Annotated in this window: 7 protein-coding genes and 1 pseudogene; 6 read left to right on the plus strand and 2 right to left on the minus strand. The window is 54.4% G+C overall.

Annotated elements, in window-relative coordinates; all coding sequences use genetic code 11:
• A partial coding sequence (locus ACFE7X_RS23880; RefSeq protein WP_375438193.1) for a PAS domain-containing protein occupies window positions 1–1,922 on the minus strand: 1,922 nt, incomplete at its 3' end.
• A 311-nt stretch (window positions 1,923–2,233) separates the two neighbouring features.
• Between ACFE7X_RS23880 and ACFE7X_RS23885 the strand changes: the two genes are divergently transcribed.
• The 3 genes from ACFE7X_RS23885 to ACFE7X_RS23895 all read left to right on the plus strand — a co-directional run bounded on the left by ACFE7X_RS23885 (window position 2,234) and on the right by ACFE7X_RS23895 (window position 5,054).
• Window positions 2,234–2,896 (plus strand): hypothetical protein, encoded by a 663-nt coding sequence (locus tag ACFE7X_RS23885; RefSeq protein ID WP_375438194.1) that lies wholly within the window; start codon window positions 2,234–2,236, stop codon window positions 2,894–2,896.
• A 78-nt stretch (window positions 2,897–2,974) separates the two neighbouring features.
• Window positions 2,975–3,931 carry a bestrophin family protein gene (locus ACFE7X_RS23890; protein WP_375438195.1) on the plus strand — a complete coding sequence of 319 codons (957 nt, stop codon included), beginning with the start codon at window positions 2,975–2,977 and terminating at the stop codon, window positions 3,929–3,931.
• Window positions 3,932–4,505: 574 nt separating this feature from the next.
• Window positions 4,506–5,054 carry an MFS transporter gene (locus tag ACFE7X_RS23895; protein WP_375438196.1) on the plus strand — a complete coding sequence of 183 codons (549 nt, stop codon included), beginning with the start codon at window positions 4,506–4,508 and terminating at the stop codon, window positions 5,052–5,054.
• Here ACFE7X_RS23895 and ACFE7X_RS23900 read toward each other — a convergent pair.
• Window positions 4,955–5,902: pseudogene (locus tag ACFE7X_RS23900) on the minus strand (hypothetical protein); the annotation flags it as partial. The gene ACFE7X_RS23895 and the pseudogene ACFE7X_RS23900 sit on opposite strands and share 100 nt — an antisense overlap.
• A 517-nt stretch (window positions 5,903–6,419) precedes the next feature.
• On the opposite strand from ACFE7X_RS23900, the gene ACFE7X_RS23905 reads away from it, so the two are divergent.
• From ACFE7X_RS23905 to ACFE7X_RS23915, 3 genes are all read left to right on the plus strand, one after another.
• Window positions 6,420–7,391 carry a tyrosine-type recombinase/integrase gene (locus ACFE7X_RS23905; RefSeq protein WP_375438197.1) on the plus strand — a complete coding sequence of 324 codons (972 nt, stop codon included), beginning with the start codon at window positions 6,420–6,422 and terminating at the stop codon, window positions 7,389–7,391.
• Between the two features lie 1,960 nt (window positions 7,392–9,351).
• Window positions 9,352–10,944, plus strand: coding sequence for an arylsulfatase (locus ACFE7X_RS23910; protein WP_375438198.1), 1,593 nt, complete (start codon window positions 9,352–9,354; stop codon window positions 10,942–10,944).
• Between the two features lie 33 nt (window positions 10,945–10,977).
• Window positions 10,978–12,531: SusC/RagA family TonB-linked outer membrane protein (locus ACFE7X_RS23915; RefSeq protein WP_375438199.1), on the plus strand; the 1,554-nt coding region annotated here is incomplete at its 3' end.

Consider the following 12,531-nt stretch of genomic DNA (forward strand, 5'->3'; position numbering starts at 1 on the left):
TGCACGGCGGGCGGCAGCGCGGTGCGCAGGGCCAGGGCAATGCTTTCGATGTTGGCGATGGGCGCTTTTAGGTCGTGCGAGGCCGTGTAGACGAACGTGTCCAGGTCCACGTTGGTGCGCGTGAGCTGCGCGTTGCTGTTGCTCAATTCCTGGTTCGTGGCCGTCAGTTCCTTATTGATGGCGGCCAGTTTCTGGTTGAGACGCTCCACTTGCTGGCGCGTCTCCACCAACTCCGTTACCTCGAAGCCGAAGACGAGCACGCCATCAATGCGGCCCTGCTCATCGTAGCGTGGCTGCTGGATGTAGTTGAAGTAGCGGTCTTCCAGTACCCCGTCCTCGGTGCGCGCTAGGGGGGTATGCAGGGCCTGTTGCCAGACGGTTTCGCCCGAGTCGAAGACGTGCCGCATCGTGTAGTAGGCGGCATGGTCGGCTAACTCCGGTAGAGCTTCGCGCAAGGGTTTACCCAGCAACACGCGGGCGGGGAAAAACTGTTGATAGGTAGGATTGAGAAACTCGTAGACCAGTTCCGGGCCACTGAGGATGCAAATGGCAGCGGGGGCCGCTAGGAAGAGCCGTTGTAGGCGCTGGCGCTGGTTTTCGCGCTCGCGTCGGGCCAGTACCTGCTCGGTCACGTCGTAGGCGTACGTCACGAAGCCATCAATCTGCCCGGCCTCGTTGTAGCGAGCTAGGTAGCTGAGGTCGAGATAAATATCTTCAATGGGTCCGCCCTCGGTACGGGCAAGTGGCACCAGCATCTCACTTTCCTGAAAGGGTTCGCCTGTGTCGTACACGCGGTGCAGAATAGCCATTAGGGGCTGGTCGGCTACCTCGGGCAAGGCATCGACCAGGCGTTTACCCAGCAGCTGGCGGCCGGGAAACATGGCTTGGTAGCCGGGGTTCACGAACTCGTACACCCACTGCGGCCCGTCGAAGATGCAGATACTGGCCGGGGCGCGCATGAAGAGGTCGTACCACTGCTGGCGCTGGCGCTCCGCCTCGGCGCGAGCCGCTTCTGCCTCGTATGTGCGCGCCTGCACGTGGGTTTCCAATTCCTGGTTGAGCTGCTCGACTTGCCGGCGAGCCAGTACGGAGTTGGTCACGTCGTAGGAGAAGTCTACTAGGCCATCCACCTCCCCCTGCGCGTTGCGCAAGGGGTGAAAATACAGGTTTAGAAAGAGTTGCCGGCGGTCCTGACCGTTGCCAGTAAAGTCCAGCCACACCTCCAACTCCGGTAGGTACTGGGGCTCGCCGGTCTGGTAGACGCGGTCCATGACGGTCAGCACGCCTTGTTGTTGGGCTTCGGGCAGCACCTCGCGCAGGGAGCGGCCGGGCAGGGCCTGCGTGGGGAAGTAGCGGCGATAGGCCGCATTCACGAACTGGTAGACGTGGTCGGGCCCGTGGTAGGTCGCCACCTGGGCCGGCAGGGCCATCAGCACCTCGTAAAAGCGGCGGCGTTGGGCTCCCGTTTCGGCGCGAGTTGCCTGCTCGGCGGCCTGGCTTTCGCGCAGGGCTTGTTCTACGGCACTCCGGTCTTGGTCGCTGGTATCGGTGAAGCTGACCACCAGCAACTCGCCGCTGCGCTGGGCGAGCATGCGGAAGTAGTTGTTGAGCCCATCCGCTTGGTAGTTGACTTCATGCCGGTCGGTAGCCCCCTCTTCGTACACGCGTCGGTAGTAGTGGAAAATACCGGCGGCAATGGCACTCGGAAAGCGGGTGAGCAGCGTCCCCCCCGGCTGCTCCGAAAGGCCCGTTATGCGCTGGCCAGCGGGGCTGAGGTACTCAATCGCGAAATCGACGATCTCTTGAGTAGCGTTGTAGACCGGGCGTAGCACGTTGATGCCGGTGAGCGAGACGTCTAGCACCGTTTGTAGCAGGTCGAAACGAGCGGAGGGATCAGCCGGCAACCAGGTGGCAAGAGGCATAAGCAGAAGAATATAAAGAGCAAGGCTAAAGTAAGGCCGGGAGCTTGGTCTGGCTGGCGGCTATACGCTACATCCTAGAAGAAAGAAGGAGAGAAGCTTGCTTTTTAATACTACTGTTTGATTAGACAAAAGCGAGAAGAGGCTTTTAGTAGCAGGCCCTCTGGACTCTTGGAATCGTATTTAACATAAAGTTGCTTCTCGGACTGACCTCGGAAAAGTGGCAGTTTCGCTCCTACAGTTTCCAATCATTCGCTGTGGTACTCTGGTAAGTTTTCTCCTTGCTGTAGCTCGCCTTCTCAACTCGCATCTTGATGTTAGCTCCTCCTGCTCTACTTGGTCCCACCTTTTTGGAGGGATTAACCATTTCCCTCCTGGATAGAGCTGCTGTAGCAACTCATGAATGGAAAAGGCAGCTGCGAAGCTCTTCTGGGGGAACCACGTTTCAGATCCGGTACTATGGCCAGCGGCATGCTGAGCATCGCACCTTAGTCGTGGCGACGGACTTTGCTCCTGCCGCCGTCTGGGCAGTCGATGTGACGACGAGGGAAGAAATCCTGCTCTTTGATGGCTGTACGCATGGGTATAACGCGCTGTTCTGCGACACCTATACAGCGGAGCAAGTGCAAACCCGACGGGCACAGCACTTCTACTGTGATGCAGACGGAGAAGATACTTTCCAGGTGCTGCTCTCCACCTTTAATGGCTTCGATTATGACGAAGAGTTTGGCAAGGAAGTAGATGAAGAAGGGTTTGTGACGTTGCTCAACGGCCGCAAGATGAAGTTGGAAGAGGTGAAGCGCAATGGCTATGATGGCTTGCAAATCATAGTGACTAATAAGCTAGACCACCTCACTACTATTCGCTTCCATGTACTAGCCCGCACAGAAATCCGGCAATCGACTGTATACTTGTTGTTCATGAATCTCTCGTACCAGCTTTCAATACGGAGTGGTCGACGGCGTTGCTTCTGGTGAAAATGCGGTTGTTGCCGCCATCGGCCTTTAACCAAAATTGAAAACAGGATGTATGTAAAACGCTATTATAGTCTTTGGATGACGATCCGGTGGTCGCGAAGATCGTTGCTTTATGGGTTGCTGTATTCCGCAGCGATTATTGTGGTGTATGAAACCACGCATATTCCTTTTGCCTTGCCCTGGCAGCCCGTTTCTGTCGTTGGCATTGCGGTGGCCTTTTTCCTGAGCTTTAAAAACAACAGTTCATACGACCGGACCTGGGAGGCGAGAAAAATATGGGGTAAAATTATCAATGAAAGCCGAACCTTCGCTACAGCCATCCTGACCATGCCGGGGCCAGGGATAAGCGATGAATGGAAGAAAACAACCATCCATCGCCACTTGGCCTGGCTGCTTGCCCTCAAGCACACGATGCGAAAAGTAAGAACGTGGGAACACAATGAGGCGATTGAAAAGCTGCATTTTACCCCGAATTTCAGGCAGGAGTGCCAAGAGGGGATGGAGCCGGAAGTATCGCCCTATCTATCGGCAGAGGAATTTATCCAGCTCCAAAAGTACACGAACATTCCCAGCCAGATTTTAAAAAACCAAAGCCTGGAAATCGAACGCCTTTTTAACAGCGGGCACTTATCTGACTACAAGCATGTGCGGCTCCATACTCTCATCGGCAGTCTGTACGACCTCCAGGGTATGACGGAGCGCATTAAAAATTTTCCTTTTCCCCGGCAGTATGCCTCCACCGGGCTGTGGATCCTGTATATTTTTTGTGCGCTTATTCCGTTTGGACTGCTTGACATATTTGAACAATCGCGTTCTCTCCATTACTGGCTTACCATTCCTTTTTCCACGGTCATCATCTGGTTATATTTTCTGGTGGACAGAATAGGCGACTACTCTGAAAACCCTTTTGAGGCTGCTTATAATGATGTGCCTATTTCTTCTATTGCCCGCACGATAGAGATTGATCTGCGGGAAATGCTGGATGAAGAAAATATACCGGTGCCTTACCCGGTAGAAAACGGCTTTCTGCTGTAACCCCGCGGCAAGGAGGGAATGATAGATTTATGTTTACGCGTGGCTGTTGCAGAAGACTAGCAGTAAGGTGAAACCAGGGAATTATGGCGCTTGATTCGCCGGGCGTTTATGTTCGTAAACAAGCAAGCCCGTGATGGCCACCAGGGTGACAAATTGCAAGGCGTTGCCGTGGCTGATTTGCCGGGTTGAGCGCTTCCCTCCTTTTCAAGGGGGCTGCGCTCAACCCGCGAACCTCCACAACCGTGGCGAGCACGTCCTGGTCCTTTTGCAAAGCCGCCCAGTTGAACCGCATGAGCGACGCGAGCAGCAAGAGGGCAATTACGAGAAGTTTGGCTAGTGGTAAGAGTACCTGCCTAAATGGGTGGAATTCGACTAATAGCTGAGTTTAGCAAAACGGTCGGAACAGCAAAAGGGGCTAGCAGCCACTTGTCTATCGGTATAGAAAATTGTCGACAAGCAGCGGTTTGCGTATGCCTACTCGTTACGGCGGCCCCACGCCCGGTTGGTCAACAATACCTTCCGGAACCGGTTGTCTGCCCGATCTACGGCTGCCGCTTCAGCCGAGCCCTTTGCTATGAAAAACGAGAAACTCCTGCTGGCGCTGTTGGCGGCCGTGCAATTCACCAACATCCTCGACTTTGTGATTATGATGCCCCTGGGGCCGCAGCTAATGCCCGCCCTGGGCATCGTGCCCCGGCAGTTTGGGCTGGTGATTTCGGCCTACACCTTCAGCGCCGGGGCCACGGGGCTGGCCGCCGCCTTCTTGGACCGGTTCAACCGCAAAACGGCGCTGCTGGCGCTGTACCTAGGCTTTGGCCTGGGTACGGTGGCCTGCGCCCTGGCGCCCACCTACCACTGGCTGGTGGCGGCACGAGCGCTGACGGGCGCCTTTGGGGGGGTGCTGGGCTCCCTGGTGCTGGCCATTGTGGGCGACGCGGTGCCCGAAAGCCGGCGGGGCCAAGCCATTGGCCTCGGAAGTCCACTGTTCTCAGAAATAATTAGTGGAACCTCAGCAGCTATTGCCTCCCAGCCCACTAGCCCAAACCCTTCGTGCCATGATAACATTAAGGCTACTGAACACGTGCGTAGCTGGTCAAAAAGCTTCTCGCGATCTTCAAGATAGGGTAGTGGCCAAAAATTAATAACCCGATCCGCTCTATCAGAAATTCTTTTTTGTAGTCTTTCTTCCTCTTGCTTGTCTTCGAATGAAAGCCCGATAGCACAAAGACGAGGCTCGTTTTGAAGAGCATTATTTAAGTGCTCATCGTTGGTTTTACGGACTGCATCGGCAAATGCATCTAGACCTAACAATACCTGCTTTAAACGGTCATTAGCTGGATTTAGTCGGCCATAAGTAATAGCAGAGAATTTTCTGAGTGTCTGCCGAGGTTGTATGTGCGGTAATCCAGGTACGATTTGAAAGGTTTTAGTACCTGACTCGATTAAGTCATCAAGATTATCATGCAACAATGGACCAACTGCGAAAGCATAATCAGTACGATTAAAGAGTATTCTTTGTTCTTCCGCTTTTTCGTGCGCAACAACAGCATCTCCACCTCTGTAAGCTTGGTAAGAGCCATAACTCATGTGATTAATGAGAGCTAGTTTACCATTGCCTGATATTTCTTTCAGCCTCGCTGTTATTGGACCTGTACGAATGTCGTGTCCAATCCACCAAACAATATTTTCTGTTAAACCTGAGTCCTGTAGCCTAGCCCTGATGTGCTCGGCTAGATATGGGTCCATTCGGTCAACAGTCTGTATTCCTTTAAGAAGGATAACCTGAACATTATCCGCTTCAGATGAAGGTTGCGTAAGAATGGATTCTCTAACTACGCAGATAACTTTAATGCGGTGGCTTTTCAGAATACGTCCCAGAGCCAGGGTAAAATCAACGTTAAAGGCGTTTATTCCACCTTGTACAGGACCCCAAGCATCGGCGACAATGACGACTGATTTCGGACTACCCATTTTGCTGTAGCAGGCGGTGTAAGCTAGGACGAAAATTGAATTTTCAATAATTTATTAGCCTGTTGAACGTATTAGCAAACGTGCTACCAGTTACTCGATTTGCAATGTTCCTTCCTCCAAAATAGGCGAATGTTTTAGCGCAAACAAGTCAATTATTATTTAATAGCCAGCTACTTAGATAATTACTATAAGCTAAATCCAGTGATGTTTATGAAATAAACTATTAAACCGTGTTGTGAAAGGAACAGTAGTATTTAACGTGCTAGAGAAGCAATTCTCGTTAGGCTCCTTGCAACAGTAACTCAAGAGCAGGCAAATTGAGTAGGTATGCTTAGGCAACAAGACGATAAGGAGCTTGCGCGCACTATGATGCTGGTTCGTTGACTTGGTTATGATAACGATTAATTATCATAACCAAGATCACTACCTTTGAAAAGCGACCTTTTTTCGTTTTTTCCTCGGGGGCTATGTACTCCTTATAATAAGAAGTACATAGCCCCGCCTACTTTCCCGTGCTATGAGTGAATTGGTTCCGGTTTCTACCACGTTGCTGCCCGCAGGTTTATCGTCGGTCTCCGATGCGGTGGCCCGCTACGTCGAGGTTGGCCTGGCCGGCGCGGCCAACACGCACCGGGCCTACGCGGCCGACCTGCGTACCTTCGAGCAGTACTGCCGCGACCATGACCTCGAGCACCTGCCCGCCGCCGTGACTACCGTGGCTCAATATGTAACGCACCTAGCCGACCAGCCTCGCAAGCTGGCCACCATCCGCCGCCACCTCTCGGCCATCGCCAAAGCCCACGAGTTGGCCGGCTACCAGACGCCCACCGATTCCAAGCAACTGGCCGTCGTGCTCGAGGGCATTACCCGCGTGCTGGGCAAGCGCCAGAAGCAAGCCCCGGCTTTCAGCGTCGATGAGCTCAAGCGCGCGATCAACGGCCTTGACCTGACCACGCCGGCCGGGCTGCGGGACCGGGCCCTGCTGCTGCTCGGCTTTGCCGGCGCCTTCCGCCGCTCCGAACTCGTGGCGCTGAATGTCGAGTACCTCGAGCTCACGTCCCAGGCGCTGATGATCCACCTCGACAAGAGCAAAACCAACCAGTTCGGCGAGGTCGAGGACAAAGCCGTCTTCTATGCCCCCGATGACCGCTACTGCCCCGTGCGCTCGGTACAGGCGTGGCTCGACGTGCTCGGTCGCAACACAGGCCCGCTATTTGTCTCGCTGAAGCGCGTGCCCAAGCAGGTGGCGCAGCCTTCCCCATTTCGCCTCTCCGACATCAGCGCCAACAAGCTCGTACAGCAGCACCTGGGACCCCAGTACTCGGCCCATTCGTTGCGTGCGTCCTTCGTCACCATTGCCGTCGAGGCCGGCCAGTCCAACAAGGCCATCAAGAACCAGACCAAGCAGAAGACCGACGCCATGATCGAGCGCTATGCCCGCTTAGACGACGTCAAGCGCTTCAATGCCGCCAAGTTCCTGGGCTTGTAGGGAAATTGATTCGATTACCCGCCCTAGCCCGAATTCGCAGGGGGTAGCCATTTAATTAATTCCCTCGGTCTGCCATTCTGCCATCAGTCTTCGATACCACGAAAAGGCCTTGCTCTATAAGCAGGGCCTTTTCCCTATAATTACCCACGTTGCAGATCGCCGTGTAGCAGTCCGCAACGTGGGTTGGTTTGCTCTACGGGAAGGCTTTAAAGACGAGCTGCGGCTCTTTATTCTGCGTATCGTAGAGACGCAGAGGATCGCCTCTACTTCGTAGCGCACGATAGTAGGCAGAGCGGCTAAGTAGCGGGCCGCCACCGCAGGACTGTTGCAGGTAGGAGTTGCCAGCGTTAGCGTGCCCAAACGGAGGTGGTATTTGGCTGGAACATAGGTGAACTTGCCGCGGAAGTCCGTGCACGTAGTGATTCCCTTCAACGACTCATTCGCCGAAAACTGGATATAGGAATCGTAATCAAAGGAATAGCTGGAAAGCCCCAGCAGAAAAATCGCCGATCTGCTCCAGCTTCCAGCGCGTGTGCAGCAGCGCCGGGTCGGCCTCGGAATCCTTCTGGCAGCTGGCGCTCAACAGAGCGAGCCCCCACCCAGCAGATAAAGAGTAAGGTGTTCGCGCATAACAGTTGACCTGAGAGTAATATGGAGGAGGGGCGTCAGCCTCTAAGGTTGCATAAGGAAAGGGTTCTCGGACCTTATGACGAGGTTGTGATACTAGATCCGTCGATACTATCTGTGGCCTCTACATGATAGGTAACGAGGCAAGTAAAATTTATCGAATCTTATCGTATTTACATTGCTGAGTCAAGATAAGGACTGCCGTGCGGGGCGGCTACGCTGCGCCATAGTATAAAATGCTATTGTCAATGCAGCTTGTTTCGCTCTACCACTCTATCTTCTCTGCTAACTCGAGCACTGATGGCCTCGCGCTTTTAGGAGGGATCTTGTCACAACAATGCAAAAAAACTACCGACTGAATGGTGCTCTGGCTGTTATGAAGTCTACACTGTGCTGATTAGCAAAGTTAATTGTGCCAAGAATGTCTAGCTACCCACCAGGTAGGTATTTTTCTTGTTTGCACTTAACCGACTTGCTTTGTGCCACTAACTAATAACGAAAAAGATTACTTGGAAATAAAGCAATAAAAAGCACAATTAATTAATATTTTTATACTTTTTATTACTTTATGAGGCAGTTGAGAAGCAATACTATCTTGCTCTATTGTATTTGTACTCTTTCTTGTACTACTGAGATTAGCCTTAAACTGTTTTCTATGGGAATTTGCGCAACGCTACTATCGTAAGAAACAAGCTATTTGAATTACGTTGGCCTAGCTAGGCGGCCGTTGAGCTGCACCGGCAGCAGCCGCACCTGCACGCTTTTCTACGCGAGGCCCCGGCCCACTTGGTCCTTAAAAAGAGCCATTACCATTTTTCGCCACCTTCAGACCAAGTAAGTTATACTTGCGATTAAAATAATCGTTTGCTTACTTAGGTAGGCAAAAATATATCGACTGCTGAATATTGGCATTTTCAGGTTGGTGTTGCTCCGCTTGTGGAGGCTCCTTCTTGCCAGTCATTCCTAAAGCCTATAACTCTCACTCTTGCTCACGCAAGAAGTTTACTAATTTAAGATTTAGGGACTTCTTGTTTCCTGAGTAGTCAGAGCGAAGTGAATTCCGGGATTCGATTAAGTGGAATCTGGTTTGGGGCTGGCGGTTGGTTGTTGCGAAGCACACTGCTTGACTTCCACTTAGGGGAATAGAATAAAGCCGCGGTTATAGAGTGGTTGCAATTTTCAATTTGAAATCTTCTAGCCAAGTATGCACCTGAAAATTACTCGCCGTTCAGCTTTTCGGATTACAGCAGCGCTTGTCGGGCTCCTGGCACTTGTGGGTACGAGCGCGCTTACCCTTGCTCCTTGGCAAGGAGTTAAACGACCGAACATCATCATGATACTGGCCGATGACCTGGGCTACTCGGATCTGGGTTGTTACGGAGGTGAGATTAATACCCCGAATCTCGACAAGCTAGCCCGCGACGGCGTACGCTTTGCGTCGTGCTACAACACGGGACGGTGTTGCCCCACCCGGGCTTCGCTGCTCACGGGGCTGTACCCGCATCAGGCGGGTATCGGCAAGATGACGTTCAACGAAGGCCAGCCCGGCTACCAGGGCACCCTCAACAACCACACCGTAACCATTGCCGAAGCGCTCCGCTCAAGTGGCTATCAGACGGGCATGGTCGGCAAATGGCACATCTCGGAAACCGTGGAACGCAAAGACAAGGCGGAGCACTTGAAATGGCTGGCCCACCAAGCCGACTATGGCAACTTCGCCGATGTGAATAGCTACCCTACGGCCCGCGGCTTCGATAAATATTACGGCACCATCTGGGGCGTGGTTGATTACTTCGACCCCTTCAGCCTGGTATACGGCAGCAAACCGGTAAAAACGGTGCCCAAGGATTTCTACTACACCAATGCCCTCGGAGATTCAGCCGTTTCATTTGTCGGCCAATTCGCTAAAACGAATAAGCCCTTCTTCCTGTACGTAGCGCATACTGCTCCGCATTGGCCTGTTCAGGCCTTGCCCGAGGACATCAAGAAGTACGAAAACATGTACAAAGAGGGGTGGCAGGCATTGCGACAGAAGCGCTACCAGCGGCTCCTTGACCTCAAGCTATTTGAGGCCTCCTCCACGCCGCTGCCCGAGTTTATGTTTCCGAAACAAAACTGGGCTACCAACCCCACCCGCGAGTGGGACGCCCACGCTATGGCGGTGCACGCGGCCATGGTGGACCGTTTGGACCAGAGTATTGGCCACCTAATTGCCGAACTCAAGCGCACCAAGCAACTCGATAACACCGTTATCCTGTTTATGTCGGACAACGGGGCCAGCCCGGAAAATCCGGCTGCGTACGGGCCGGGCTTCGACCGGGCCGGCAGCACCCGCGACGGCCGGCCGGTGGTGTTTCCAACCCAGAAGCAGGTACCGCCAGGGGGAGAGTTGGTGCATGCGGGTATCGGCGAGACATGGGCCCACGTCATCAACACGCCCTTCCGCTACTACAAGGCCAAGCAGCACGAAGGCGGCATTGCCACTCCGCTGATTGTGCATTGGCCTAGTGGGGTGCAGCAACCGGGCCGCGTGGTGGGCGAGCCGCTGCACGTAATGGACATGATGCGCACCTGCCTGGAACTGGCGGGAGTTTCTTATCCCAGCACTTACCAAGGCCGGGCTATCACGCCTAGCCCGGGCAAAAGTTTTGTGCCGCTGCTAACCTCGGCCAAGGTAGCTACGCAGCGGCTTCACCCTGAGCTATTCTGGGAACATTTCGGGGCGGCGGCCCTACGGGAGCAGGACTGGAAGCTAGTGCGCTTGAATGCCAACGACCCCTGGGAACTGTACGACCTTCAGCACAACCGCTCGGAAACCAAGAACCTGGCAACTCAATACCCGGAGCGCGTCGCGGCCATGGCTCAACGCTGGCAACAGTTGGCCCAGACCTACCAGGTGTTTCCTAGGCCCGCCAACAACCAGTAGCAACTCTAATCTGCCCACCCTAACGGAACTACCATGAAAAGACGTTTACTTTTTAGACTGGTTCAGCAGGGCCTGTTACTGGTTGTCGGGTTTCTGCTAAGTACTGGGGCCAGCTTTGGGCAAGCCCTCACGGTATCGGGCCGGATTAGCTCGGCGAACAACGAAGCCATTCCGGCCGCCACGGTATTGGTCAAGGGCACCACGATTGGCACGGCCTCGAATGCGGATGGCAGCTATAGCCTTAGCGTTCCGGGGCCGACCAGCGTACTGCTCTTTAGTTCGGTAGGCTTTGTTAGTCAAGAAGCTACGGTGGGCCAGCGCACCGAGATTAATGTTACGTTGGCCGAGAACGTCAAGGCGCTCAATGACGTGGTAGTGGTGGGATATGGCACCGTTAAGAAGAGTGACCTGACCGGCTCGGTGGCCTCGGTAAAGCAGAAAGACCTGACTCCGGGCGCCATCGTCAACGTGCAGCAAGCCCTGCAAGGCCGAGTAGCCGGGGTGCAGGTGTACCAGAAAAGTGGCGAGCCCGGCAGTGCCATCAGCGTGAAAATCCGGGGAGCTAGCTCGATTACCGCCGGCAACGATCCGCTGTACGTCATCGACGGAATGCCGGTCAACAACGACGCGCCCATCACCGGCAACGGGTCGGGGTCGGTGGGCAACGTGAACCCGCGCAACCCGCTCAACAGCCTCAACCCAGCGGATATCGAGAGTATAGAGGTGTTAAAAGACGCTTCGGCGACGGCCATTTACGGCTCGCGCGGCTCCAACGGCGTAGTGATTATCACCACCAAACGGGGAAATACGGGCAGCATGCAGCTCAACTACAGCGCTCAGTACGGGCGGCAGTCGGTGGCGCATTATCCCGAGATGCTCACCGGCCAGCAGTACCACGATGTGCTGAACGCGCTGGTAGATGCCGGCGGGGCCGACGCCACCCAGCGCGTGCCCGACAACTACGTGGACACCAACTGGCAGGAGGCCCTCTACCAAACGGCCCCCACCCAAACCCACGACTTGTCGGTATCGGGGGGCGCGGGCAACACCAAATACTACGCCTCTCTTGGCTACTTCGATCAGCAAGGCGTCGTTATCAACTCGGCTACTCGCCGCTATTCGGCCCGCCTGAACCTGGAAAATCGGGTAACTCAGAAGTACGCCTTCGGGGTGACGCTGAACACGTCCTACATCAAAGACAAGCTGAATTCGACGGGCGACCAAGGCATCAACGAAAACGCCAACGCCCTGTATGCAGCCATCAGCTACGACCCCACCGTGCCGATTTACAACCCAGACGGCACCTACTTCCGGTCGCCGGCCATGACGATTGACAACCCCGTAGCTCTCATCAACGGGCAATATGCCGTCAGCGACTCGTACCGCACGTTTGGCAACTTGTACGGCGAGTACTACGTGCTGCCTTCGCTCTCGGTGCGGCTGCGGGTGGGCGGCGACGTAAACCTGAGCCAGCGCAACGAGTGGCTGGACCCGATTACGCGGGCTGGGCAGCAGAACACGGCCTGGGGAACAATCCTTTCGGGCAACCGAAACTACTACCTCGGCGAGGGCACGCTGAACTTCAAC

It is taken from the genome of uncultured Hymenobacter sp. (assembly GCF_964242765.1).
In the GTDB taxonomy this organism is placed as follows: Bacteria; Bacteroidota; Bacteroidia; order Cytophagales; family Hymenobacteraceae; genus Hymenobacter.